The following is a 24099-nucleotide window of genomic DNA, read 5'->3' as shown; positions in this document are numbered from 1 at the left end:
GCTCGTCCGTGCCTGTTCGCGCCTTGTTCGGATCGCGCACACATGTTCTGCATATGAACATAGCACAGCCGGGCCGATCATGGCAGTGCTTCGACCCGGTGAATCCGGATCACCCGGCGCGACCGCGCAGCCAGGTGCGGTACCGGCGAAGCGCGACGGCCTGCAGCACCGTTTCCACCACGAGCGCCAGCTTCGGATCGATGCCGGGCTTCGTCGGCCGTCCCGCGCCGAGACGCCGCAACTGCCGCCGGACGCGGGCCATGCTCGCGGCGGACGCGACCGCCTTGTCGACGATCCGGACCGGCTCGAGTTCCACCCTGGCCTCCTTGTCATGCCGCCACTTCGCGGGCAGCTCGGGATCGACGGCGAGGGCACTGCCCATGCCGACGAGCTCGACGCCGCTCGCCAGCACCTCCTCCGCGACCGGCCTGCGGACCACGCCACCGGTCAGCATCAGCGGCAGCGCGCTCGTCCGCACGAGTCGTTCGGCGAGAGTCAGGAAGTAGGCCTCCCGCGCGCGGGTGCGGTCGTCGCCGGACTGCCCGGTCATCGCCGGGCTTTCGTAGCTGCCACCCGACAGCTCGACCACGTCGACCCCGAGCGGCGCGAGCATCGCGATGACCGACGCGGCGTCGTCGGCGTCGAAGCCACCCCGCTGGAAGTCGGCGGAGTTGAGCTTGACGGCGACGGCGAATCCGGGCGCCACGACGGCACGGACCGCGCGGACGACGTCGAGCAGGAGCCTGGCCCGGTTCTCCAGGCTTCCGCCCCACCGGTCTTCGCGCCGGTTGGCCAGCGGAGACAGGAACTGGGAAAGCAGATAGCCGTGCGCGGCGTGGATCTCGACACCGTCGAAGCCGGCTTCTTCGGCGCGGCGGGCGGTCTCGGCGAATCGCGCCACGGTCTCCTCGATCCGCCGCGGGGACATTTCGACCGGTTCGGCGAATCGCCCGCTGTTCTTGCCGACGTCGACGCGGACGGCCGACGGACCCCACGCGACCCCGGGCATGTCCGCCCGGACCTGACGCCCGGGGTGGTTGATCTGCATCCACACCCGCGCGCCGCCGCTTTTCGCGGCCGACGCCCACGCACGGAACGGTTCCAGCGGCGATTCCGCGTCGAGGACGACGCCGGCCGGGCCGGTGAGCGCCTCCGCGTGGACCATGACGTTGCCGGTGACGAGCAGACCCGCTCCACCCTCGCTCCAACGGCGGTACAGCTCGAAGAGCGGCTTACCGGGGACCTGCCCGCGGTCCGCCATGTTCTCTTCCATCGCGGCCTTCACCAGGCGGTTCGGCAGCGTCGAGCCGCTGGGAAGCACGAACGGCTCGAACACCGGCGAGGAGGTTTTCTCGACTGCGAATGACATCGTCGCTCCTGAACGCGTATGTTTACATTGCTCACATGAGCATAGGAAGGGGATGTAAGCAGTGTCAACATCGACGAAGAGTGGCTACCATCACGGCGACCTGAGGGCGTCGTTGCTGGCCACGGCGATGCGCATGCTCGAAGCCGGCGAGCAGTTCTCCCTGCGTGCCGTCGCCCGGGAGGCGGGCGTCTCGGCGACCGCGCCGTACCGGCACTTCGCCGACAGGGACGCCCTGGAGTCGGCGCTGGCCGCACAAGGCCTGCGCGACCTGAAAGAAGACCTCACCCACGGACGCGAGCTCCCGGCGTCGGTGGCGGAGCTGGCGGAACTCGCGGTCGCCTACGTCGGTTTCGCCTTGCGCCGCCCGGCGTTGTTCCGGCTGATGTTCGGAAACGCCTGCGACACGGGAAGCGAGGAGCGCGTCCAAGCGGCGGCGGACATCCACGACCTCCTGCGAGAGGCGATGGCACACGTGTTCCCCGAACCCTCGGACGCGCTCGCCTCGGCGGGCTGGGGGCTGGCACACGGACTGGCGTACTTGTTCCTGGACGGCAAACTCCAGGTGGAGTCGGACGACGAGATCGCCGAGCAGGTACGCGCCGCCTTCACCGCGATCCTGGCGGCACGATCACGCTAACCGGTGTTGACAGTGCTTACATCGAGCCTTACGCTGGTTGATGTAAGCATCGTAAACATTGGAGATCCGATGGCTCAGGACACGGTCACCGTCGATCTGGGCGGGCGCTCGGTCGCCGTCCCGAAAGGTGGTCTCTACGACCGCTTCCGCATGGACACCGACCTCGACACCGTCGCCGCCGACCCGCGCGTGAGCGGCGTCGAATTCTTCCGGCGGCTCCCCAAGGCGCGGGTCGACTCGCCCATCGGGCCGACGCTGACGCCCAACTTCTACTACCGGATCGCGACGGCCCGGCTGACGCTGACGGCGCCCTCCCGGACGATCCGGCGCCGTCTCCCCGCGGAGCTTTCCCCGCTGGAGATCGCACCGGGCCTCGGCCTGGTGTCGGTGATGGTGTTCCGGTACGACGTCTGCGACATCGACTTCTACACCGAGGCCGCCGTGGGCGTCGCGGTCCGGCCCGCCCGCCACGGACGGTTCGGGTTCTTCGATCTGGTGACCGGGCTCAAGAACGAGCACCTTCACTCGTACGTGCTGTCCCTTCCGGTCAGCAGCGACATCGCCCAGGTTCGCGGCCACGACGGCTACGGGTTCCCGAAATGGGTGACGGAGCTCGACGTCGACATCGACGCGGAGCGCACCGAAGCGCGCGTGGCGAACGACCGCGGCGAGACAGACCTCGCCCTCGCGGCGGCGACACCGCGCCAAACCACGCACAAGACCGGCGACCAGGTCTCGAGTCTCACGTCGTACACCACCATCGGGGACGCGTGGCACGCGACGCTGAGTCAGACGAACGTGCTTTCGGCCGGAAGCACGACGTTCCCCCGCGGTGTCGACCTCAGGCTGGGCGAGGGCCGTCTCTCCGACGATCTCCGCTCACTCGATCCCCGCAAGCCGATCCGCCTCGACGTGATGACCGAAGGGCAGCTCGCGCTCCACATGCCGGTCCCCATCTCCGTCCGCGAACAGGAGGCCCGCAAATGACCAAACGCGTGTTGAACGTCGTCACCAACGTCGGTCACTACGACGATCCGTCCCACCCGACAGGCTTGTGGCTTTCCGAGCTCACGCACGCCTACCACGTCTTCGCCGAGCGAGGCTTCGAGCAGACGATCGTCAGCCCCCAGGGCGGACGATCGCCGCTCGAACCCCGATCGCTGAAATTCCCCGCCTACGACAAGACCGCCAAGGCCTGGCGTGCCGACCCGGAGCGGATGACGCTGCTGGAGAACACCGCGGCACCCGACGAGATCGACTCGGCGGACTTCGACGCGATCTACTTCACCGGCGGCCACGCGGTCATGTACGACTTCCCCGACAGCGAAGGACTCCAGCGGATCACGCGGGAGATCTTCGAACGCGGCGGCATCGTTTCCTCCGTCTGCCACGGCTATTGCGGCCTGTTGAACACGACGCTGTCCGATGGCTCGTATCTCGTCGCGGGCCGCAAGGTCACCGGCTTCGCCTGGCGCGAGGAAGTCCTCGCGAGGGTGGACAAGCTCGTGCCCTACAACGCCGAAGAAGAGATGAAGAAGCGCGGCGCTCTCTACGAAAAGGCGAAGCTGCCCTTCGTGTCCTACGCGGTGGTCGACGGCAACCTCGTCACCGGCCAGAACCCGGGATCCGCGAAGGAGACGGCGAAGAAGGTGGCCGATCTCTTGTGATCAGCCGATCCCGCTGCCGGGCGGGAACCATTCGACGGCCTTGAAGTCCCCCGACTCGACCGTCTCGAACGGAGCAGTGCTCAGACAGGGCGGCACGACGGACTGGTGCTCCGGATCAGGACCCCAGCTGTAGCCGACCCGGTCGCGCCTGCCGTTGTCGTACACCGTCATCCCGACGCGGCGGTTCTTGAGATCCGGGACGTTCGTGTCCTCGACGATGCCGGTGACCACGGCGACCGGGCCGCCGACGACCAGGCAGTCCACCCTGCCCTGAAAGTAGGCGGAAAACCCCTCGCCCGCATGACCGACCCGGAACGTCCCCCGGCTCTCCGGGAAGAGGCCGTGCGCGTCGAAGGCGAACCGGACGTCCTGGCCGTCCTTGCGCAGCATCTTCGCGCTGCCGACCAGACTCGGTTCGGACGGCTTGCCCTTTTCCGCGGCGTACACCGGACCGGCCGCGACGAGTGTCGCAGCGAGGACCATCGCGGCGCCGACGGCGGCGAGTTCTCGTGATCGTTTCACGTTCCACCCCTGGAATCCCCTGCTCGCGGAACCTTTCCGCACACATCACCATCCCGCCGTGCCCGGCGGTGACGACTCCCCCGCGCAGGGGAAGCGTCTCCCTCATGACGGGGATTTCCACATTTGGGATACCAACCGTCGCCCACTAGGCTGACGACGTGACCTCGAAGATCGCGGTGACCCGGTGGATCCCCGACGAAGCGCTGAAAGTGCTCGCCGATTCCGGGGAGGTGAAACTTTCGCGCGCCGACCGGCCGCTGACGCGGGACGAACTGCTCGAGTTCGTCCGGGGCGCGTCCGCGATCGTCGGCATGCTGCACGACCGGCTCGACGGCGAGGTCGCCGACGCGGCGGGCCCCGGACTGAAGGTCGTGGCGAACGTGGCCGTCGGCTACGACAACGTCGACGTCGCGGCACTGTCGGAGCGCGGGATCACCGTCACCAACACCCCCGGTGTGCTCACCGACGCCACCGCCGATCTGGCGTTCGGGCTGATCCTGGCGGTCACGCGGCGGCTCGGCGAGGGCGAACGGCTCCTCCGCTCGCGTACCCCGTGGTCGTTCCATCTGGGTTTCCTGCTCGGTTCCTCGCTGCGGGACAAGACGCTCGGGATCGTCGGACTCGGCCAGATCGGGCAGGCGGTCGCGCGGCGGGCGCTCGGTTTCGGCATGCGGATCGTCTACTCAGGACGGTCGCGGGCCGCCGAAGACGTCGAAAAGACCCTGGGCGCGAAGTACGTGTCCTTCGGCGAACTGCTGCGGAGTTCCGACGTCGTGTCGCTGCACTGCCCCCTGACACCGGAGACCCGGCACCTCGTCGACGCGGACGCGCTGAAATCGATGAAGCCGGGCGCGTACCTGATCAACACCACCCGCGGCCCCGTCGTCCACGAGGCCGCGCTGGCGGACGCGCTCGAAACCGGCGAGATCGCCGGAGCGGCCCTTGACGTGTTCGAGGCCGAACCCGAGGTCGAACCGCGCCTGCTGGACCGCGAAAACGTCGTCTTGACGCCACATCTGGGATCGGCGACCGTCGAGACCCGTACCGCCATGGCCGTGCTCGCGGCCGAGAACGTCGCGTCGGTGCTCACCGGCGGAAACCCGCTGACGGAGGTTCGTCCATGACTCGTGTGGTCATCGCGCCCGACAAGTTCAAGGGAAGCCTGACCGCGGTCGAGGCCGCGGAGGCGATCGCCCACGGCGTCCGCGACGCACTGCCCGAAGCCGAGGTCTCCTCCTGCCCTGTCGCCGACGGCGGCGAAGGAACGCTCGACGTCCTCGTCGCGGCGGGTGGCCGTCTCGTGGAACTCCCGGTCCGCGGCCCGCTCGACGACACCGTCGACGCGCGCTATGTGATGCTCGACGGAACGGCCTACATCGAGTCGGCCCGCGCGTGCGGCATCGAATTCGTGAAGCCGAGCCCGGAGGTGGCGCTGGCCGCGCACACCTGGGGCGTCGGCGAACTCCTCGCGCACGCGCTCGACAACGGCGCTCGGCGCCTGGTGCTGACCGTCGGCGGAACGGCGAGCACCGACGGCGGCGCCGGGATGCTGGCGGCATTGGGCGCCGGGGTCTTCGACGCGTTCGGCGCGCCGGTGGGGCTCGGCGGCGGCACACTGGGCCGCGTCGCGGTGGCCGAACTCGGCCCGGCACGCGAACGGCTCGGCTCCGTCGAGGTCGCCGTCGCCACCGACGTGACGAACCCGTTGCTCGGGCCCCGTGGCGCGGCTGCGATCTTCGGCCCGCAGAAAGGCGCGGGCCCTCGCGAAGTCGAACAGCTGGACGCGTCCCTGTCCCGCTGGGCGCGGGCCTTGCGGAACGCCGGAACTCCCGATGTCTCCGATCTTCCCGGAGCGGGCGCGGGCGGCGGGGTCGCCGCAGGGGCGATCGCGGGACTCGGCGCGAGCGTCGAATCCGGTTTCCAGCTCATCGCCGGGCTCACCGGGGTCGCCGACGCCATCGAACACGCCGACCTCGTCATCACCGGCGAGGGCTCACTGGACGAGCAGAGCCTCGACGGCAAGGCACCGGCGGGTATCGCGGCCCGCGCACAGGAGCACGCGGTGCCGCTGATGGTGCTGGCCGGACGGATCCAGCTGGACCAGAGCCAGCTCGCCGGCCTCGGTGTCGTGGGCAGCGCCGCACTGATCGACCACGCGCCTTCGCTCGACCACGCACGCGCGCACGCGGCGGAACTCCTGCGCGAGCGGGCCGGCGAACTGGTCCGTGCCTGGGCCCGGTCTTAAAGCCTGACCCGCCGGGCTCAGCTGCCAGGCTGGGGCTGAGCCTGCGGGAGGACGGCGAAGGCGACTTCGCCGGTTTCGTCCTGCTGGACGTCGAGGACCTTGTCGTCGAGCAACGCGGCCGCCTCCGGCTCCAAGAACACCTTCGGGCCGCCGTCGGCGCCGAGGACCTTGTCGCCGCTTTCCGGTTCGGGGGCGACGGAAACCGCGAGCTGGGGACTGTCCCCCTGCTGGGAATGCATCGCGAACCGCAGGCCGCCTCCGTCTTGGCCGTCCTCCTGGCCGGTCAGTGCGGTGATCGCCTCGGCGGCGGCTTCGGTGACTGTCAGCATCTCTGCCCTTCCTTCGTCGCGGTCTTGCACTTGACCGACCACGCTAGGGGCTGTCGGCATGGCCCGCCGTCTGAGTGAAGATCACCTCTCGCCGACGTCCGGCTCCTCTTCGGCGAGCCGCATGGCGTGCGACTCCCCTTCGCGGATCTCCGCGGGCGTGGTCCCGAAGCGGTCTGCTCCGCTCCAGTGCTCGGGAGGTTCGACACCTTCCTCGAGCGGATCGACGCGAAGCTCGTCCTCGTCGAGCGCCTCGCTGGGATCCAACGTTTCCGGCTCCGCGGTCTCACGGTCGCTCATCGGCCGCTCCCTCCTGGTCGGACGTTCGCCGGGGCGTGCTGTACTCGACCCGGTCCCCGTGGCTTACCCGGCGTCTCCGCAGGCCAAACGGCGGCGCTGTCGCGGGGATCACAGTTTCTCAGGTGGTTCATTACCTTCACAAGTTTGTGAAACAAGGAGTAGCGTCGTTGGTATGACCACCACCAGGTGGGCGCCAGGGCACCGGATCATCCGGCGCGCGCCGGAGCGGCATCACGAACTCGGCAACCATGCCGCTTGGTACGTCGTCGCCGGCGTCGCCGCCACCGGCCTGCAGGCGGTGCTGTTCCTTGTCCTGCAGCCGATCCTCGGCCCCCAGCTCGCCAATCTGGTCGCGCTCGCGGTCACGACCGTAGGGAACACCGAATTCCACCGCAGGGTCACCTTCGCCACCCGGAAGAGCAATGCGGGCAAGCGGCATTTCCAGGATCTGGTGACGTTCGCCTTCTACGCCGCGTACGGCTCGATCGTGCTCGCGTCGCTCGACGCGGTGATCACCGAGCCGACCGCGCTGGAACAGACAGGCGCTCTGCTCGCCGCCAGCGTCGTGGGTGGCATCGCGCGCTTCGCGGTCCTTCGCTGGTGGGTCTTCGCACGCCGGAACGCCTAGTCTCCTTCAAGTGGCAGAGATCAACGGCCCGCACGACGGCGGCTCCGAACCCGATTACCGATTCACGCTCGCCAACGAACGGACCTTCCTCGCCTGGCTCCGGACGGCGCTAGGGCTGTTGGCCGGCGGCGTCGCCGTCCATCAGCTGGTTCCCGACCCGAGCGCGCTGAGCACCGCCCTGGCGGGACTGTGCGTCCTGCTGGCCGCCGTCGTCGCGGCGAGCGCGTATCCCCGCTGGCGGCAGGTGCAGAGTGCGATGCGCGCGGGACGACCGCTGCCCAAGAGCGGGATGCTGGTCCTGCTGACCACCGGGATCCTCGCGATCACCCTGACGGCGGCGGCGCTGGTGGTCTTTTCGTGAGCCAACGCGATCACGGAGCGCAAGCGGAACGGACCGGGCTGGCGTGGCGCCGAACCGCGCTCGCGGCTACCGCCTGCACACTCCTGCTCTTGCACAGCGCGGCCCGGCGAGGCTGGGGGACGGCGGTCGTCCCGGTCACGTTCGCGGGCGCCATGGTGATCATCCTGGTCGCCACCGGCGCGATCCGTGAACGAGCACTGCGCCGCCCCGAAACCCCGAAACCTCTTAACCCATCCCTTGCCGTCACAGCATCGGCACTCGTCGTGGCGACGGCGGTCGCCCTGATCGCGGTACGCTAAGCGCCGAGCACATCCTGCGACGGCGAAACCCGTTTTCCCGGCCCAGAGTCTCGGTTGTATTAAGCCGACTCCGGCGAATGGGCTATCTCTAGTTGAAATCTTTACTGCCGCCCGACCGGCGCCTACGATTACGCTGCGTCGCAACGGCGGCAGATGGATCTGATCTTACGGAGCATCTGCCGCCCTCAATCGTTACGGAGTGTTGACCCCTCGACAGCGACGGTCGCAGGGTCGGCCGGGGAGGACGACCATGCAAGCAACTTCCAGTGCGTCCAGAACCGTCACCCCCGATGCGGTCCCCGGATACACGACTCCGGAGAACCTGCCTCGACCGGGCGGACGGCTGACGAAGGAAGACCTCGATCCCCTCGTCAAGGACGCGGGCGACGGGAATCCCGCCGCCATCCAGTCCCTCCTGCGGATGATCGGACCCGTCGTGGTCCGCTACTGCCGCGCCAGAATGGGCGGCCGTGACCTGTCCTACCTGTCGGCGGACGACGTCGCGCAGGAAGTGTGCATGGCGGTGCTGAAGGCGCTGCCCGGCTATCAGGATCGCGGCGGTTCGTTCCTCTACCTCGTGCACGCCATCGCCGCCAACAAGGTCGCGGACGCCTACCGCGCGGTCTCCCGCGACCGGTCGGAACCGGTCCCGGAACTGCCGGAACGGCCCATCGGCGACAACGAACCCGAAACCCACGCCCTGCACCTGGATCTCGGTGCCCGCCTCAACCGCCTGCTCTCCACCCTCCCGCGGGTGCAGCAGGAGATCCTCGCCCTCCGCATCGCCGTCGGCCTTTCCGCCGCCGAAACGGCCGAGGCGCTCGGGATCTCCGCCGGCAACGTGCGCGTGACGCAGCACCGCGCACTGGCCCGCCTGCGGACGATGGTCAAGCAGGACGAATTCTGATCTTCTCTCCCCCTGCCGCAGGTCGTTGATCGGCGGTTCTCAGGCGCCCGGTCCCCGCGCCGCCCACCGGCCTCGTGAGTGGCAAGGACGGTTCTAACCGTCCTGACCACTCACGAGAGGTGGTAGGCCCGCCGCGCCGTCCCGTCGAAGAACTCCAGCCGCTCGGCGTCGCTCAGCGAGCCCGTCAGCGAAAAGGCGGTGTCCACGACGACTTCATACGCGGCCGCGAGCTCGCAGACCGGCCAGTCCGAGCCGAACATCAGTCGCGAAGCCCCGAAGGACTCCAGCACGTGCTCGGCCCAGCGCGCCAGCTGCCCGGCCTTCCACCGCGCCCAGTCCGCCTCGGTCACCAGCCCGGAAAGCTTGCAGTACACGTTGTCCAGCTCCCCCAAGGCCGCGACCCCGTCCGCCCACGGCTGCCATTCGCCCGAGGCGATCGGCGGCTTCGCGGCGTGGTCGAGCACGAAAACCTGGTCCGGCAACGCTTTCGCGGCGGCGAGCGCGGCGGGGAGCTGCGGTGGCTTCACCAGCAGGTCGTACGCCAGCCCTGCCTTGCCGAGAGCGGCGAGACCACGCAGGACCTCGGGCCGCGTCAGCCACGACGGGTCCGGCTCGTCCTCGGCCTGATGCCGGATCCCCGCCAACGGCCCCGAAAACGAGGCGACGCGCTCGGCGACATCGGGCGCGGTGAGGTCGGTCCAGCCGACGACGCCCACGATGAGCGGTTCGGCCTGAGCCGCCGCGAGGAACTCTCGCGTCTCCTCTTCCGACGAGACCGTCTGCACCAGCACGGTCCCCTTCACCCCGGCCGCCTTCGTCACCGCGCGGAGGTCGTCCACTGTGTACGGACGGCGGATCGGCTCCAGTGCCGTACCGGCCATCCACGGGTAGTCCCGCCGCGAGGGATCCCAAAGATGATGGTGCGCGTCGATCACGCCCGTTCCTCCTGTCGCAGCACGGTGTCCTCACGCAACAGTCCCGCACGGATCAGGTCCGTCCACAACTCGCGCGGCACCGGCCGCCGGAACCGTTCGGCGTTGAGCCGGACCTGGCCGCGGTCGTGCGCGCCGACGACGACGGACACCACCGACGGATGCGCGGCGGGCAACGCCAGCGCGGCTTGCGGGAGTTCGACACCGTGCCGCGCGCAGACGCCGGCGATCCGCTGGGCGCGCTCCACCAGTTCGGCCGGGGCCTCGGCGTAGTCGTACATCGTGCCCGGCGAGGCGGTGGCGAGGATCCCGGCGTTGAACACCCCGCCCGCCACCACGTCCACGCCGCGTTCCCCGCACAGCGGGAGAAGGTCGTCGAGCGCGGGCTGGTCGAGCAGGGTGTACCGGCCCGCCAGCAGGATCACGTCGAGATCGAACCGGCGGACGAACTCGGCGAGCATCGGCGCCTGGTTCATCCCGGCCCCGATGGCGTCGACGACACCTTGCTCCCGCAGTTCGAGCAGCGCGGGGAACGCGCCGTCGACGGTGTCCTCGAAGTGTTCGTCCGGGTCGTGCACGTAGACGACGTCGACGCGGTCGAGTCCCAGCCGCTCCAGACTGTCCTCAAGCGACCGGAGGATCCCGTCGCGGCTGAAGTCCCACCTTCGTTCGTACGCGGCGGGAACGACGAAGCCCTGCGAGTCGGTGCGCGAAGCGCCACCGGGATCGGGTTCCAGCACGCGGCCGACCTTCGTCGAGACCACGAAATCCGCGCGGGGATACGCCGAAAGGGCCGCGCCCAGCCGTCGTTCCGACAGCCCGAGACCGTAGTGCGGGGCGGTGTCGAAGTAGCGGATGCCTTCGTCCCACGCCTGCCGGACGGTCGCTTCGGCCGTCTCGTCGGTGATGGCGTGGTACAGGTTGCCCAGCTGCGCGCAGCCGAGCCCCAGCGGGGACAGGGGGATCTTCACGGAAGCTCCCAAACGAGGCCGAGCCCCGAATCGCCGCCCGAGTAGTCGTCTTCGACGTCTAGCAGCTCCGACATCCGGGCCTGCCAGGGAATGTTGGCCGGATGATCGCGCAGGATCGCGCGCATCTTCGCGTAGTCCTCGACCTCCACGACGTGGAACAGATCGAGCCCGTCCCGCCAGATCCGCCACGAACGCACGCCCGCACCGCGCAGGGCTTCGTCCAGTTCAGGCGGGATGACGGCGTGGACCGACTCGTATTCGGCCTCCTTGCCCGGCTTCAGCCGGGTGTGGAGTGCCACTCTTTGTAGTGCGACACCGTGGGTCACCGCGCCTCCTCAACTCGAAACATGGCACTCTGTCAACTGACACTCAAACATCCGAGGTCTTCGGGGAGGGCGGTGGAACATGCCGGTCACCGATGTCGCGATCGACAAGATCAAAGACATGATCATCTCCGGCGAGCTTGCTCCGGGCGACAGGCTGCCGAAAGAGGCCGAACTGGCCCAGCGGCTCGGTCTGTCCCGCAGTTCGCTGCGCGAAGCGGTGAAGGCGTTGTGCCTGATCCGCGTGCTCGACGTCCGCCAGGGCGACGGGACGTACGTCACCAGCCTCGAACCGAATCTCCTCCTCGACGCGATGACGTTCGTGGTGGACTTCCACCGCGACGACACCGTGCTGGACTTCCTCGCCGTGCGCCGGATCCTCGAACCGGCGGCGACGGCGCTGGCCGCGATGCACATGAGCGACGAGGACATCGAGGAACTAGGCCGCCTGCTCGACGAACTGGCCGACTCGCCGACGGTGGAGGCACTGGTCGCGAACGACCTTCAGTTCCACCGCAAGATCGCCGACGGCTCCGGCAATCCGGTGCTGTGCTCGCTGCTGGACAGCCTGTCGGGCCCCACCGCGCGGGCCCGCATCTGGCGCGGGCTCACCCAAGAGGGCGCCGTCGCCAAAACCCGCGAGCAGCACACGGCGATCTACGAAGCCATCGCCGCCCGTGAGCCCGAACTCGCGCGTTCGTGGGCGACCGTGCACGTGGCTGGCGTGGAGCAGTGGCTCCGCAACGCGCTCGGCACCGCCGACGACCCCACCACGGCCGCCGAAGCTTCCTGACACCGCTCTCTCCTCCGTTCGTCCCGTGAAGGCCCCCTTCCCTCGGATCAGCCGAGGGAAGGGGGCCTTCACGCGCTCGACTGCTAGGTCTGGGCCTTCCCGCCGGCATAGCGGGAGATGATCAACGCGACCAGGATGATCACGCCGTAGATCGCCTTCAGCCATTCCGGCGGCACCTGCGCCACCTGCAGCAGGTTCGTGACCGTCTGCAGGAGCAGCACGCCGGTGAGCGCCCCGACCAGAGTGCCCTTCCCACCGTCCAGTGAGACACCGCCGATCACCGCAGCGGCGAACACCTGAAGGATCAATCCGTCACCCTGATCCGCGCCGAGCGCGCCGACGTAGCCGGTGTACGCGAGCCCGCCGAGCGCGGCCAGCACCCCGGCCACCACGAAGACACCCCACGAGATCCGGTCGACGCGGATACCGGCGGCCCGCGCCGCTTCCCGGTTGCCGCCGATGGCGTACAGCGACCGGCCGATCCGGTGGTACCGCAGCCCCAGCCCGAACACGGTGAACAGCGCCGCGGCCAGCCACACCGACATCGGCAGCCCGATGAAGGTCGTCGTGGCCAGCGCGGTGAACACGTCCAGCTGATCGAAGAGCGTCTTTCCCTGGGTGGACCCGATCTGCGTGCCGCGCAGCACCGTCAGCATCGCCAGCGTGACGATGAAGGCGTTCAGCTTCAGCTTGACGATCAGGAAGCCGTTCACGAAGCCGACCGCGGCACCGGCCACCAGCACGGCGAGGATGCCCGCGAAGCCGGGGATCTCGGTGCCGAAGCCCGAGGACGCCACCGGGATGACCAGCATCGCGCCCAGCGCGGGCGCCATGCCCATGGTGGATTCCAGCGACAGGTCGAACTTCCCGGTCAGCAGCACGAGCGACTCGCCCAGCACCACCATCGACAGCGCGGCCGAGGCGGACAGGATCCCGACGATGCTGCCGAAGGTCAGGAACGTGTCGCTGATCAGTCCTCCGATGATCAGCACCACGATGAGCGCGGGGACAAGGGCGAGTTCGCGCAGCCAGCGGAATTTCCGGCGCTTCGGCGGGGCCGCGAACGTCGAAGTCTTCGGATCGGTCACCGTTCGACTCCTTCGATGTCGGCCACCAGGTCGCCGTCGGACCAGCCCGCCCGGTGTTCGGCGACCACGGCACCGGCGCGCAGCACCAGCACCCGGTCGCTCAGACGAAGATCGTCCAGCTCGTCGCTGACGATCAGCACCGCCTTGCCTTCCGCGCGCACCCGGTCGACGACCGCGAGCAGCGCTTCCTTCGATTTCACGTCCACGCCCGCGGTCGGGTTGATCAGCACCACCAGGCGCGGATCCCCGGCCAGCGCCCGGGCGAGGACCACTTTCTGCTGGTTGCCACCGGAAAGGTCGGACACCGGCTGGTCCGCGTCGGCCGCGACGATGTCGTAGTCCTTCAACGCCTGGGCGGCACGGCCATAGCGCGCGCCCGGTGACGCCAGACCGGCCTTCCCCATGCGATCCAAAATGGACAGTGTGGCGTTGTCCGCGATGGAATGCTCCAGCACCAGTCCCTCGTGATGCCGGTCCCTCGGCACACAGCCGATCCCGGCGCGGATCGCGGCCGGGATTTCGCCCGGTTTCAACGGCTTCCCGTCCACCCGTACCGTGCCACCGGACGGCGAACGCAGGCCGTACACGGTTTCGGCGACCTGGTGCTTGCCGCTGGCGTTGCTGCCCGCGAGCCCGATCACCTCGCCGCGGTGGATCCGGAACGTCACATCCTCGAAGCCGTCACCGGAAAGCCCATCGACGGTCAGCACCTCGTCGGCGTCCTCGTCCAACGCCTCGCGCGTGGCGGCGTCACGGACGGAAAGGCCACCCTGCTCGCCGGTCATCGCGTCGATCAGCTCGGCACGGCCGACCTCCGAAACGGGCGCGGTCAGGATGTGCTTGGCGTCGCGCAGCACGGTGACCGCTTGGCAGACCTCGTAGACCTCGTGGAGGTGATGCGAGATGAACAGGAACGTCACCCCGCTGTCCTGCATCTGGCGCATCCGCGCGAAGAGCCGCTCGATCGCCTGGCTGTCCAGCTGCGCCGTCGGCTCGTCGAGGACGATGAACCGGGCGCCGTAGGACAACGCCCGCGCGATCTCGACGAACTGCCGGTCCTCGACGGAAAGCTCCCCGGCCGGGGTGTCGACGTCGACGTGGACGTCCCACGAGTCGAGCAGTTCCCGTGCCTGACGGCGCAACCGCTGCCAGCCGATCGCGAAACCCTTGCCGGACTGGCGGTTCAGGAACAGGTTCTCCGCGACGGTCAGCTGCGGGACGTCCATCGCGTGCTGGTAGACGCAGGCGACCGCGCGTTTCCAATCGTCCTGCCTGGACAGGGGCGGTGCGGGGACGCCGCCGAACTCGACGTGCCCGGTGTCCGTTTTGGACAGTCCGGTGAGGATGGAGACGAGGGTCGACTTCCCGGCACCGTTACGGCCGACGAGCGCGTGCGACTCGCCGGGGTGCACGGTGAGGCTGACGTCGGACAGTGCCACGGTCGGGCCGTAGCGTTTGCCGACGCCCAGTGCGCTGACCACCGGCACGGCGGCGGATCCGGCGGGCAGCGCGCTCACAGGTTGTTCCCCCACAGGGCCTTGTCGTCCACGTTGTCCTTGGTTACGACGGGCGCGGGGAGCTGGTCTTCCAGGATGCCGGGGCGGACCTCGACGACGGTGCTGCCGTGGTCGGTCGGCCCGGCCTTGAAGGTCTCCCCCGCCATGGCCTTCTTGATCCAGTACATGCCGTACTTGGCGTAGTCGTCGGCGGGCTGGGAGACGGTCGCGTCGAGTTCGCCGGCGCGGATCGCGGCGAGTTCCTGCGGGATGCCGTCGTTGCTGACCAGCACGACATGCTTCGGGTCGCCGACCGGGAAGTAGAGGTTCTTGCGCTTGAGCGCCTGCTGCGTCGGCGCCAGGTACACGCCGCCCGCCTGCATGTACACGGCCTTGATGTCCGGGTTCGCGGTCAGCAGACTGTCCAAACCGGACGAAGCCTTGTCCGCCTTCCACTCGGCGGCGATCTCCAGTACCCGCACGTCCGGGTACTTCGTCTTCATGCACTGCCGGAACGCCTCGGAGCGGTCGCGGCCGTTGACCGAGGCCAGATCGCCCATGACCTGCACGACCTTGCCCGAGGTGACCTTCGCGCCGATCGCCTCGCAGGCCTTGGTGCCGTACGCCTTGTTGTCCGCGCGCACCACCATCGCGACCTTGCCGCTCTCCGGCGCGACATCGACGGCGACCACCGGGACACCCTTGTTCTCCGCCGCCTTGAGGCCCGCCACGACGGCGGCGGAGTCCAGCGGCGTCACGACCAGGCCCTTGACGCCCTGGTTGAGCAAGGTGTTGATGTCGGTGATCTGCTTCGCCGAGTCGCTGTCCGCGTTGACCGTCGGCAGCGCCTCGACGCCCTGTTCCTTCGCCTTCAGCGGTACGTAGTTGTTGTAGGCCTGCCAGAACGGCGAGGTCAGCAACGGGATCGTCGCGCCGACCTTGCCGCCCCCGCCCGCACCCGGTTGGGGAGCGTTGTCCTTTGTGGACCCACACGCCGACAGGGTCAGCCCGAGCGCGGTGGCCGCGGCGGCCACCTTGATCACCCTCGTACGCACCGCATCCTCCTTGATGACAGCGAAACTACTGCTGGTGGACCGGGCCACGCGGACGCAGCCCGTACATCCCTCCGTCGACAGCGAGCGCCGTGCCGGTGGTCGAAGCCGACAGCGGGCTGGCGAGGTACACGACCGCGTTCGCGACCTCGTCCGCGGTGACCAGCCTGCCCATCGGCTGACGGGCGGCGAGCGCGGCGCGTTCGGCCTCCGGATCGCCCGCCGCGTCGAGCAGCCTGCCGACCCACGGGGTGTCCGCGGTACCCGGGCAGACGCAGTTGACCCGGATCCGGTCGGCGAGGTGGTCGGTCGCCATCGCCAGGGTCAGCGAGAGCACCGCGCCCTTGCTGGCCGAGTACAGCGCGCGGTTGGGCAGGCCCGCCCACGCGGCGATCGAACAGGTGTTGACGATCGCGGCCGACGGCGAGTTCTTGAGGTGCGGCAACGCCGCCCGCGCCAGCCGCACCATGCCGACGACGTTGATGTCGAGCACCCGGTGCCACTCGTCGTCGTCGTTGGCGGTGACGTCACCCTGCGCGCCGATCCCCGCGTTGTTGACCAGGACGTCGAGCCTGCCGAACCGGTCCGCGACCGCGTCGATCGCCGACCGGACCTCCTCGTCCGAACCGACGTCGCAGCGGAATCCGGTGAGACCTTCGGGAAGGTCGCCGGGATTCAGGTCGAGGATCGCGACCTTCGCCCCGCGCGAGGCGAGCAGGTCCGCGGTGGCCCTGCCGATTCCCGACGCGCCTCCGGTGACCGCCGCGACGAGGCCTTCGAACTCACTCACTTGCTTGTCTCCGTCCATTCCGGACCGTCGGGGAAGGTGAACCGGCGCAGCGTCGCGTCGTGCATCCGGGCCGAGAAACCCGGCGCGGACGGGGCGACGTAGCGGCCGTCGACGACGGCGGCCGGATCGGTGAAGTGCTCGTGGAGATGGTCGACCCATTCGATGGACCGGTCGGTGTCGGAGCCGGACACCGCCACGAAATCGAACATCGACAGATGCCGGACGAGTTCGCACAGTCCGACGCCGCCGGCGTGCGGGCAGACCGGGATGCCGAACTTGGCCGCCAGCAACAGGATCGCCAGGTTCTCGTTGAACCCGCCGACCCTGGCGGCGTCCAGCTGCAGCACCGAGATCGCGCCCGCCTGCAGCAACTGCTTGAACACCACGCGGTTCTGGACGTGCTCGCCGGTGGCCACCCGGATCGGGGCGAGCGCCTTGGCGATCGCGGCGTGCCCGAGCACGTCGTCCGGCGAGGTGGGTTCCTCGATCCAGTACGGGTCGTACGGGGCCAGCGCGGTCATCCAGGTGATCGCGGTCGAGACGTCCCAGCGCTGGTTCGCGTCGACGGCGACCCGGATGTCCGGGCCGACGGTCTCGCGGGCGAGTTTCATCCGGCGGACGTCGTCCTCCAGGTTCCCGCCGACCTTCAGCTTGATCATCTCGAAGCCGTCCGCCACCGCCTGCTCGGCGAGCCGGACCAGCTTCGCGTCCGAGTAGCCGAGCCAGCCGGGAGAAGTGCTGTACGCGCGGTAGCCGTCACGCTCGATCCGGGCGATGCGTTCGGCACGGCCCGGTTCGGCGGCGCGGAGGATGTCGAGCGCCTCCTGCTCGGTGAGCGCGTCGGTCAGGTAGCGGAAGTCGACGAGGGAGACCAGGTCCTCCGGCGACATTTCGGCGGCGAAGCGCCAGACCGGGAGCCCGGCGATGCGTGCGGCGAGATCCCAGGCGGCGTTGACCACCGCGCCGATCGCCATATGCGCGACACCCTTTTCCGGGCCGAGCCAGCGCAGCTGCGAATCGCCGACCAGCGTCCGCGACAAGGCGCCGAGCGCGGCGGCGTCGGTCGGCACGTCCATGCCGACGACATGCGGCTCCAGTGCGCGGATCGCCGCGGCTTGGACGTCGTTGCCGCGGCCGATGGTGAAGGCGAGCCCGTAGCCGTCCGGACCGCCGTCGGTGTGCAGCACGACGTACGCGGCCGAGTAGTCCGGGTCCGGGTTCATGGCGTCCGAACCGTCGAGTTCCCGCGAGGTGGGGAACCGGACGTCGAGCACCTCCATGCCCACGATCTTCGCCATCACGCCTGCCTGACGTTCTGGCGCTGACGGCCGAGGCCGTCGATTTCGAGCTCGATGACGTCACCTTCGCGCAGGTACGGCTTGGGGTCCGGCTGCCCGAGGGCGACGCCCTGCGGCGTGCCGGTGTTGATGAGGTCGCCGGGGCGCAGCACCATGTACTGGCTCACGTAGTGCACGATCTCCGCGACCGAAAAGATCATGTCCTTGGTCGAAGAGTCCTGCTTCTTCTCGCCGTTGACCCACAACCGCAGGCCGAGGTCCTGCGGGTCGGGCACCTCGTCGGCGGTGACCAGCCACGGGCCGAGCGGGTTGAAGTTCTCGCACGACTTGCCCTTGTCCCAGGTACCACCGCGTTCGAGCTGGAACTCGCGCTCGGACACGTCGTTCGAGACGGTGTAGCCGGCGACGTACTCCAGGGCTTCTTCGGCGCTTTCGAGGTAGCGCGCGGTCTTGCCGATCACGACGCCGAGCTCGACCTCCCAGTCGGTCTTGGTCGAACCGCGCGGCACGAGCACGTCGTCCTGCGGGCCCACGACGACGTCGGGGGCCTTCATGAAGACGACCGGCTCGGCCGGGACCTCGGCGCCGGACTCCTCGGCGTGCTGCCGGTAGTTGAGGCCGATGCAGACGACCTTGCCGGGCCGCGCGATCGGCGCGCCCACCCTGGCTCGCGCGGCTTCGGGACCGGCTTCGGGCAGCTCACCGGCGGCGAGCGCGGCCGCGACCCTGGCCACTCCGTCACTCGCGAAGAAGCCGCCATCGATGTCGGCGGTCATCGCCGAGAGGTCGCGCAGCGTGCCGTCCCCGGCACGTACGAACGGACGCTCACTTCCCGGCTCCCCGAGTCGCAACAGCTGCACGGATTTTCCCTTCAAGCCGAACCGCCAACAATCAACGGCTCCACCAGCAACGAACAGACATCCGATGTATACCCGACGACCGTCGCCAAGATCTAGGGGCTGTTCGGATTTGAGCGGAATATTGATCGGATCAGTCGGGGGATCTTGTAGTGCGATGGGTCACATGGGGAATAGTTACCTACTCTAAGCAAGTTATTCGTCGCGGAACCATGACTGGGGAAGGGAAGAGCATGACCATCGCGCCCGAGCGAGTGGAAGAACCCATCGCGCGGCCCCGCACGAGCGGACGCGCCCGATTCGTCCTGATCCTCGGCGGCCTGTCCGCCTTCGGGCCCCTGTCCATCGACATGTACCTGCCCGCGCTGCCGCAGATGGCGGGCGAACTGCACGCGGCGGACGCGACCGTCCAGCTCACGCTGAGCGCGTTCATCATCGGGCTCGCCCTCGGTCAGCTGATCCTCGGACCGCTGTCCGACGCGATCGGCCGCCGCAAGCCGCTCGTGGCGGGCCTCGTGCTCTACATGGTCGGCTCGATCCTGTGCGCCGTCGCCCCGACCGCCGAGCTGCTCATCGCCGCACGAGGCGTCCAAGCCTTCGGCGCCGCGGCCGGCATCGTGATCGCCAGGGCGACCGTGCGCGACCTCTACTCCGGCACCGCGATGACGAAGTTCTTCTCGCTGCTCATGCTGGTCAACGGGCTCGCCCCGATCCTGGCGCCGATCATCGGCGGCCAGATCCTGAACTGGACCTCGTGGCGCGGCGTGTTCGTCTGCCTGACGGTGTTCGGCGCGATCCTGCTCGCCGTCGTCTTCTTCCTGCTGCCGGAACCCCTGCCCGAGGAACGCCGCACCCCCGCGCGGTTCGGCTCGGTGCTGCGGAAGTACGCGAGCCTGCTCCGCGACCGTGGCTTCCTCGGCTACGCGCTGGCCTCCGGGCTGATGTTCGGGAGCCTGTTCGCCTACATCTCCGGCTCGTCCTTCGCGCTGCAAGGCGTCTACGGGCTCAGCCCGCAGGCGTACAGCCTGGTGTTCGGGCTCAACGGCATCGGCATCGTGGCCGTCGGCCAGCTGAACGGGCGGATCGTCGGCCGCTTCCCGGAACGGACCCTGCTGACCGTCGGCCTCGTCATCGCGGCGGTCGCCGGATTCGGCGTCCTGGCCGCGGCGGTACTGGACCTCGGCCTGATCGGGCTGCTGATCCCGCTGTTCATCCTGGTGTCGAGCATCGGCATGGTCGCGCCGAACGCGAGTTCGCTGGCTCTCGCCGAGCAGGCGCGGTCCGCCGGTTCTGCGTCGGCGCTGCTGGGCGTGCTGCAGTTCGTCGTCGGCGGGCTGGCGACGCCGCTGGTCGGGCTGGGCGGCGCGGGCACCGCGGTCCCGATGGGGATCGTGATGGCGGCCTTCGGCGTTCTCGCTCTGCTGGCCTTCGGGACCATGACGCGGCCCGCCACGGCAACGGCACCGGAAGCCCTGGCGCTCTCGCAGGCGTAGGTACTCGTGAGTGGTCAGGACGGTTCTAACCGTCCTAACCACTCACGAGTCCCTTGAGTTCAGCGGTCTTCAACTGCTCCGCCGTCACCGCCGCGCGTCCCTCGACCAGGGCCTTCAAGGCGTCCCCGTCGTCCCACTGGTTGACGTTCATCGCGGCGGTCACCTGACCGTCCCGCAGCCAGAACGCCGTGAAGTCGCGCGACGCGAGGTCGCCCCGCACCACGAGCTCGTCGCTTTCGGGGTCGGCGAGACCCCGGTATTCGCAGCCCAGGTCGTACTGGTCCGAGAAGAAGTAAGGGCTCCGCAGGTACGGCTCGTTCTCGCCGACCAGGTTCCCGGCGACGTGCTCGCCCTGCCACTTCGCGTTCGACCAGTGCTCGACGCGGACCCGTTTTCCGTAGCGGGGATGGAAATGCGCGGCGATGTCGCCGATGGCGTAGACGTCGGGCGCCGCCGTCCGCAGGCCGGCGTCGGCGCAGACACCGCCGTCGTCGGACAGTTCCAGCCCGGCGGCGTGCGCGAGGTCGCCCCGGGGCGCGGCGCCGACGGCCACCAGCACGACGTCCGCGGCGAGCTCATCACCACTCCGCAGGCGAACGCCCGTCACCCCGTCCGGGCCGCCGGTGAATCCCGCGACGCCTTCACCCAGACGCCAGTTGACGCCGTGCTCGGCGTGCAGGTCCTTGAAAACTCCGGACACCTGCTCTCCCAGTACCGCGAGCAGCGGTGAGCCGACCTGGTCGACCACGGTCACCTCGGCGCCGTGTTCCCTGGCGGCCGCCGCGGCCTCGGTCCCGATCCAGCCCGCGCCGACGATCACCACCCGCCCGGCGTCCTTGAACGCCGAACGCAGCGCCAACGCGTCGTCGAGGGTGCGCAGGGTGCGCAGTCCGGGCAGGCCCCCGCCAGGCACCTGCAGCGCACGCGGCCGCGAGCCGGTCGCGAGCACGAGCCGGTCGAACCGGTGTTCACCGCCCGCGTCGTCGTGCACGAGCCGGGCACCGAGTTCGACCTTGGTCGCGGTCGCACCGCTCTTGAACGCGATGTCCTTCTCCGCGTAGAAACCCTCGTCGTGCACCCAGTCGGGTTCATCGGTCTTGCCCACCAGCAGCCCTTTGGACAAGGGCGGTAATTCGTACGGGCGATGCGTGTCCGTGCCGAGCAGCAGGATTTCCCCCGCGTAGCCGCGTTCTCGCAGCGCCCCGGCCGCCGACGCTCCGGCGAGGCCGGCTCCGATGATGACGATCTTCCTGGGTTCGGACATCGATGACCTCCCAAGCAGTCCTCCCCCGGACGCTACTCCGGTTCCTCCTCGTCCGGCTCGGTGAAGGCGGAAGTCGATCACACTGTGTCCGATCACAGAATGAAGGGCCGGTTAACCCATCAGTAGGAATGTCGGGTAACCCGCGTCACGGCCCCAGAACCGCCTCGTCCCAGCCTCGGACGAGAAAGGGAGATCATGGGATACGGGAGGATGAGGACGTTGGCACCCCGGGACGAATGGTCGGTCGGCTGCCGGGATCTCGCGGGCAGGCGCAGGGACGTGACGGTGTTCGTGAGCAGCGACAAGATCGTGCTCGTGGCCCCGCCCGGAGAGGCCGCCGTACTCGGGCCGCTGGACGTGGGGCGCCTGCGCGCCGCGCTCCGCGACGCCGTGGTCGCGGTGGCCGAACATCCGGACCACAGTGAATGACAACTACCGTTCCTACTTCTGAGTAGGTAGAGTCGGCTCCGTTCGGAAGGAGCCGGCCATGACCACCTACTTCGTGACGGGCGCGACGGGTTTTCTGGGAAAACGCCTGGTCGCGCGCCTACTACGGCGACCTGAGACCGTAGCCGTCCATGTTCTCGTGAGGGAGACCTCACGCGGGAAGCTCCCGAGCCACGAGAAGCTCGTTCCCGTCACCGGCGACCTGACCGAACCGTTGCTGGGCATCGATCCCGCCCAGCCGGCGCCCCTTGACCACGTCGTGCATCTCGGCGCGATCTACGACCTCACCGCGGACGAAGCGGCCAACCGCGCGGCCAACGTCGACGGCACCCGCAACGTCCTGGAGTTCGCGGCCGCCGCGAAGGCCGGGCTCTTCCACCACGTCTCGTCGATCGCGGTCGCCGGGCAGTACGCCGGGCGGTTCACCGAAGCCGATTTCGACCTCGGCCAAAGCTTCGCGTCGCCGTACCACGCGACGAAGTTCGAAGCGGAGAAACTCGTGCGACAGCACGGGAAAACGCCGTTCCGCGTGTACCGGCCGTCCGCCGTGGCCGGGGATTCGCGCACCGGCGAGATGGACAAGGTCGACGGTCCGTACTACTTCCTCCCGGCCATCTCACGGCTCGCCGCGTTGCCCCGCCGCGTCCCGCTGGCCGCCCCGGATCTGGGCGCCACGAACATCGTTCCGGTCGACTACGTCGTCGAAGCGATGGAGCACCTCATGCACGTCGACGCGCCCTCCGGCAGCACGTACCACCTCGCGTCGCCCCGGCCACAGCCGCTTCACGAGGTCTACAACGCCTTCGCGCGGGCCGCGGGCGGGCCGAAGATCTCCGCGGTCCTGCCTCCCGGACCGTCCGGAGCGCTGAAGCGCGCCGGAACCCGGCTGGTGAAATCCGCGGCCGCCGGATTCGATCGCGTCCCCGGCGGGCGTTCGGCCCGCGCGGCGGTGCTGGCCGAACTCGGCATCCCGCTCGAAGTCCTGCCACATCTGAGCATGGAGGTCGACTTCGACACGAGCGCGACCACGGCCGCCCTCGAAGGCAGCGGGATCACCTTGCCCCCGCTGAAGGAGTACGCCGGCCCGCTCTACCGGTACTGGCTGGAGCACCTCGATCCCGACCGCGGTCGCCGCCGTCCGGGTCCGGAACCCCTCGACGGCCGCAAGGTGCTGATCACCGGCGCGTCCTCGGGCATCGGTCGCGCGTCCGCGCTGGCCGTCGCCGCGAAGGGCGGCGAAGTGATCCTCGTGGCCAGGCGCGCCGACGAACTCGAACAAGTCCGCGAGCAGATCGTCGCGGCGGGCGGGAAGGCGTCGGCGTATCCGTGTGACCTCACCGACGGTGGCGCCGTCGACGCTCTGGTCAAGGACGTGCTCGCCGCGCACGGCGCCGTCGACATGCTGGTCAACAACGCGGGCCGGTCGATCCGGCGGTCGCTTTCGCTGTCCACCGAACGGTTCCACGACTTCGAGCGCACGATGGCGATCAACTACTTCGGTCCCGTGCGGCTGACGCTCGGCTTGCTGCCGTCGATGACCGCGCGCGGATTCGGGCACGTCGTCAACGTGACCACCCAAGGGCTGCAAACGGACACACCGAGGTTTTCCGCTTACCTGGCCTCGAAGGCCGCGCTGGAGGAGTTCGGCCTGACCGCGGGACGGGAAACGCTTTCCGACGGCGTCACCTTCACCTCGGTCCGGATGCCGCTGGTGCGCACCGACATGATCGCCCCGACCGGCTCCTACCGAGGCATGCCGTCGAGCTCCCCCGAACGCGCCGCCGCGCTGGTGGTGAAGGCACTCGAGAAACGGCCCGAGATCCTGAATCTGCCCGAAGGCACCGCCGCCGAACTCGTGACGCTCGTCGCACCCAAGACGGCACGATTCTTCGCCCATCTCGTCTACCGCGCCATGCCCGAGTCCGCGCCGGAATCCCGTGGCCTGCCCCGGAAGGCTCCGCTCGCCTCGGTGGCGGGCGCGGTCACCCGGCTGGTCTGGCGCCGTCGTCCCTGACGTCCCGCCGCCGGGGCTCG

Annotated in this window: 27 protein-coding genes; 13 read left to right on the top strand and 14 right to left on the bottom strand. The window is 69.1% G+C overall.

Going from position 1 to position 24099, the window contains the following annotated elements; translation table 11 throughout:
• Positions 1-109 precede the first annotated feature (109 nt).
• The gene (locus BLW75_RS36155; RefSeq protein ID WP_034321176.1) at positions 110-1369 is read right to left on the bottom strand and encodes an NADH:flavin oxidoreductase/NADH oxidase family protein; all 1260 of its coding nucleotides are present in this window, start codon (positions 1367-1369) and stop codon (positions 110-112) included.
• 61 nt (positions 1370-1430) lie between these two features.
• Between BLW75_RS36155 and BLW75_RS36150 the strand changes: the two genes are divergently transcribed.
• The 3 genes from BLW75_RS36150 (at position 1431) to BLW75_RS36140 (ending at position 3673) form a co-directional block, all read left to right on the top strand.
• Positions 1431-2006: a TetR/AcrR family transcriptional regulator gene (locus BLW75_RS36150; protein ID WP_034321179.1), complete on the top strand. Its 576-nt coding sequence runs from the start codon at positions 1431-1433 to the stop codon at positions 2004-2006.
• 69 nt (positions 2007-2075) lie between these two features.
• Complete coding sequence (locus BLW75_RS36145) at positions 2076-2993, top strand: acetoacetate decarboxylase family protein (protein WP_034321183.1); 918 nt, start codon at positions 2076-2078, stop codon at positions 2991-2993.
• On the top strand, positions 2990-3673 hold the full coding sequence (locus tag BLW75_RS36140; RefSeq protein WP_034321186.1) for a type 1 glutamine amidotransferase domain-containing protein: 684 nt from the start codon (positions 2990-2992) through the stop codon (positions 3671-3673). Before BLW75_RS36145 ends, BLW75_RS36140 begins: the two co-directional genes overlap by 4 nt.
• Here BLW75_RS36140 and BLW75_RS36135 read toward each other — a convergent pair whose 3' ends face one another.
• Positions 3674-4195, bottom strand: coding sequence for a hypothetical protein (locus tag BLW75_RS36135; protein WP_034321190.1), 522 nt, complete (start codon positions 4193-4195; stop codon positions 3674-3676).
• Positions 4196-4353: 158 nt separating this feature from the next.
• Here BLW75_RS36135 and BLW75_RS36130 point away from each other — a divergent pair, with 158 nt between their 5' ends.
• On the top strand, positions 4354-5319 hold the full coding sequence (locus BLW75_RS36130) for a 2-hydroxyacid dehydrogenase (protein ID WP_034321191.1): 966 nt from the start codon (positions 4354-4356) through the stop codon (positions 5317-5319).
• Entirely contained in the window at positions 5316-6440 is a 1125-nt protein-coding gene (locus BLW75_RS36125; RefSeq protein ID WP_034321193.1) for a glycerate kinase, read from the top strand. The genes BLW75_RS36130 and BLW75_RS36125 overlap by 4 nt, the downstream gene beginning before the upstream one ends.
• Before the next feature lie 17 nt (positions 6441-6457).
• Here the strand turns inward: BLW75_RS36125 and BLW75_RS36120 are convergent, their stop codons facing one another.
• Positions 6458-6769, bottom strand: a complete 312-nt coding sequence (locus BLW75_RS36120; RefSeq protein ID WP_034321195.1) for a hypothetical protein — start codon at positions 6767-6769, stop codon at positions 6458-6460.
• A gap of 81 nt (positions 6770-6850) precedes the next feature.
• A complete protein-coding gene (locus BLW75_RS36115; protein WP_034321199.1) occupies positions 6851-7066 on the bottom strand; it encodes a hypothetical protein in 216 nt (71 codons plus the stop codon).
• 172 nt (positions 7067-7238) lie between these two features.
• On the opposite strand from BLW75_RS36115, the gene BLW75_RS36110 reads away from it, so the two are divergent.
• The 4 genes from BLW75_RS36110 (at position 7239) to shbA (ending at position 9261) form a co-directional block, all read left to right on the top strand.
• The gene (locus BLW75_RS36110; RefSeq protein WP_034321203.1) at positions 7239-7694 is read left to right on the top strand and encodes a GtrA family protein; all 456 of its coding nucleotides are present in this window, start codon (positions 7239-7241) and stop codon (positions 7692-7694) included.
• A gap of 10 nt (positions 7695-7704) precedes the next feature.
• On the top strand, positions 7705-8055 hold the full coding sequence (locus tag BLW75_RS36105) for a YidH family protein (protein ID WP_034321206.1): 351 nt from the start codon (positions 7705-7707) through the stop codon (positions 8053-8055).
• Entirely contained in the window at positions 8052-8354 is a 303-nt protein-coding gene (locus BLW75_RS36100; RefSeq protein ID WP_034321209.1) for a DUF202 domain-containing protein, read from the top strand. Before BLW75_RS36105 ends, BLW75_RS36100 begins: the two co-directional genes overlap by 4 nt.
• Positions 8355-8604: 250 nt before the next feature.
• Positions 8605-9261, top strand: coding sequence for an RNA polymerase sigma factor ShbA (gene shbA, locus BLW75_RS36095; protein ID WP_034321212.1), 657 nt, complete (start codon positions 8605-8607; stop codon positions 9259-9261).
• 110 nt (positions 9262-9371) lie between these two features.
• Here the strand turns inward: shbA and BLW75_RS36090 are convergent, their stop codons facing one another.
• From BLW75_RS36090 to BLW75_RS36080, 3 genes are read right to left on the bottom strand one after another with little or no spacing between them, the layout of a single operon-like run.
• Complete coding sequence (locus BLW75_RS36090) at positions 9372-10196, bottom strand: amidohydrolase family protein (RefSeq protein WP_034321215.1); 825 nt, start codon at positions 10194-10196, stop codon at positions 9372-9374.
• Positions 10193-11164: an aldo/keto reductase gene (locus BLW75_RS36085; RefSeq protein WP_034321218.1), complete on the bottom strand. Its 972-nt coding sequence runs from the start codon at positions 11162-11164 to the stop codon at positions 10193-10195. Before BLW75_RS36085 ends, BLW75_RS36090 begins: the two co-directional genes overlap by 4 nt.
• Positions 11161-11463: an L-rhamnose mutarotase gene (locus BLW75_RS36080; protein WP_034321220.1), complete on the bottom strand. Its 303-nt coding sequence runs from the start codon at positions 11461-11463 to the stop codon at positions 11161-11163. Before BLW75_RS36080 ends, BLW75_RS36085 begins: the two co-directional genes overlap by 4 nt.
• 106 nt (positions 11464-11569) lie before the next feature.
• Here BLW75_RS36080 and BLW75_RS36075 point away from each other — a divergent pair, with 106 nt between their 5' ends.
• Positions 11570-12280 (top strand): FadR/GntR family transcriptional regulator, encoded by a 711-nt coding sequence (locus BLW75_RS36075; protein WP_034321224.1) that lies wholly within the window; start codon positions 11570-11572, stop codon positions 12278-12280.
• A gap of 83 nt (positions 12281-12363) precedes the next feature.
• Here the strand turns inward: BLW75_RS36075 and BLW75_RS36070 are convergent, their stop codons facing one another.
• The 6 genes from BLW75_RS36070 to BLW75_RS36045 are packed head-to-tail and all read right to left on the bottom strand — an operon-like array spanning position 12364 to position 18864.
• Entirely contained in the window at positions 12364-13368 is a 1005-nt protein-coding gene (locus BLW75_RS36070) for an ABC transporter permease (protein WP_034321226.1), read from the bottom strand.
• Positions 13365-14885 carry a sugar ABC transporter ATP-binding protein gene (locus BLW75_RS36065; protein ID WP_034321230.1) on the bottom strand — a complete coding sequence of 507 codons (1521 nt, stop codon included), beginning with the start codon at positions 14883-14885 and terminating at the stop codon, positions 13365-13367. Before BLW75_RS36065 ends, BLW75_RS36070 begins: the two co-directional genes overlap by 4 nt.
• Entirely contained in the window at positions 14882-15907 is a 1026-nt protein-coding gene (locus BLW75_RS36060; protein WP_091599106.1) for a sugar ABC transporter substrate-binding protein, read from the bottom strand. Before BLW75_RS36060 ends, BLW75_RS36065 begins: the two co-directional genes overlap by 4 nt.
• Positions 15908-15944: 37 nt before the next feature.
• A complete protein-coding gene (locus BLW75_RS36055) occupies positions 15945-16706 on the bottom strand; it encodes an SDR family NAD(P)-dependent oxidoreductase (RefSeq protein ID WP_034321233.1) in 762 nt (253 codons plus the stop codon).
• The gene (locus BLW75_RS36050) at positions 16703-18004 is read right to left on the bottom strand and encodes an enolase C-terminal domain-like protein (protein ID WP_034321238.1); all 1302 of its coding nucleotides are present in this window, start codon (positions 18002-18004) and stop codon (positions 16703-16705) included. Before BLW75_RS36050 ends, BLW75_RS36055 begins: the two co-directional genes overlap by 4 nt.
• On the bottom strand, positions 18004-18864 hold the full coding sequence (locus BLW75_RS36045) for a fumarylacetoacetate hydrolase family protein (RefSeq protein ID WP_034321241.1): 861 nt from the start codon (positions 18862-18864) through the stop codon (positions 18004-18006). The genes BLW75_RS36050 and BLW75_RS36045 overlap by 1 nt, the downstream gene beginning before the upstream one ends.
• Positions 18865-19094: 230 nt before the next feature.
• Between BLW75_RS36045 and BLW75_RS36040 the strand changes: the two genes are divergently transcribed.
• The gene (locus BLW75_RS36040) at positions 19095-20354 is read left to right on the top strand and encodes a Bcr/CflA family multidrug efflux MFS transporter (RefSeq protein ID WP_091599103.1); all 1260 of its coding nucleotides are present in this window, start codon (positions 19095-19097) and stop codon (positions 20352-20354) included.
• 34 nt (positions 20355-20388) lie between these two features.
• On the opposite strand, the gene BLW75_RS36035 is transcribed toward BLW75_RS36040, so the two are convergent.
• Positions 20389-21618, bottom strand: coding sequence for an NAD(P)/FAD-dependent oxidoreductase (locus tag BLW75_RS36035; RefSeq protein WP_034323403.1), 1230 nt, complete (start codon positions 21616-21618; stop codon positions 20389-20391).
• 210 nt (positions 21619-21828) lie between these two features.
• Here BLW75_RS36035 and BLW75_RS36030 point away from each other — a divergent pair, with 210 nt between their 5' ends.
• Positions 21829-22047 (top strand): hypothetical protein, encoded by a 219-nt coding sequence (locus BLW75_RS36030; RefSeq protein ID WP_039922712.1) that lies wholly within the window; start codon positions 21829-21831, stop codon positions 22045-22047.
• Positions 22048-22105: 58 nt separating this feature from the next.
• A complete protein-coding gene (locus tag BLW75_RS36025) occupies positions 22106-24079 on the top strand; it encodes an SDR family oxidoreductase (protein ID WP_034323406.1) in 1974 nt (657 codons plus the stop codon).
• The last annotated feature ends 20 nt before the right edge of the window (positions 24080-24099 follow it).

Source organism: Amycolatopsis lurida (genome assembly GCF_900105055.1).
Taxonomy (GTDB): domain Bacteria; phylum Actinomycetota; class Actinomycetes; order Mycobacteriales; family Pseudonocardiaceae; genus Amycolatopsis; species Amycolatopsis lurida.
This window is presented reverse-complemented; position numbering and strand designations above follow the sequence as displayed.

Coding starts and splice junctions, on each gene's coding strand:
- BLW75_RS36155 (WP_034321176.1), bottom strand. CDS start 1,369: ATGTCATTCGCAGTCGAGAAAACCTCCTCGCCGGTGTTCGAGCCGTTC.
- BLW75_RS36145 (WP_034321183.1), top strand. CDS start 2,076: ATGGCTCAGGACACGGTCACCGTCGATCTGGGCGGGCGCTCGGTCGCC.
- BLW75_RS36140 (WP_034321186.1), top strand. CDS start 2,990: ATGACCAAACGCGTGTTGAACGTCGTCACCAACGTCGGTCACTACGAC.
- BLW75_RS36125 (WP_034321193.1), top strand. CDS start 5,316: ATGACTCGTGTGGTCATCGCGCCCGACAAGTTCAAGGGAAGCCTGACC.
- BLW75_RS36120 (WP_034321195.1), bottom strand. CDS start 6,769: ATGCTGACAGTCACCGAAGCCGCCGCCGAGGCGATCACCGCACTGACC.
- BLW75_RS36115 (WP_034321199.1), bottom strand. CDS start 7,066: ATGAGCGACCGTGAGACCGCGGAGCCGGAAACGTTGGATCCCAGCGAG.
- BLW75_RS36110 (WP_034321203.1), top strand. CDS start 7,239: ATGACCACCACCAGGTGGGCGCCAGGGCACCGGATCATCCGGCGCGCG.
- shbA (WP_034321212.1), top strand. CDS start 8,605: ATGCAAGCAACTTCCAGTGCGTCCAGAACCGTCACCCCCGATGCGGTC.
- BLW75_RS36075 (WP_034321224.1), top strand. CDS start 11,570: ATGCCGGTCACCGATGTCGCGATCGACAAGATCAAAGACATGATCATC.
- BLW75_RS36050 (WP_034321238.1), bottom strand. CDS start 18,004: ATGGCGAAGATCGTGGGCATGGAGGTGCTCGACGTCCGGTTCCCCACC.
- BLW75_RS36040 (WP_091599103.1), top strand. CDS start 19,095: ATGACCATCGCGCCCGAGCGAGTGGAAGAACCCATCGCGCGGCCCCGC.
- BLW75_RS36035 (WP_034323403.1), bottom strand. CDS start 21,618: ATGTCCGAACCCAGGAAGATCGTCATCATCGGAGCCGGCCTCGCCGGA.
- BLW75_RS36030 (WP_039922712.1), top strand. CDS start 21,829: ATGAGGACGTTGGCACCCCGGGACGAATGGTCGGTCGGCTGCCGGGAT.
- BLW75_RS36025 (WP_034323406.1), top strand. CDS start 22,106: ATGACCACCTACTTCGTGACGGGCGCGACGGGTTTTCTGGGAAAACGC.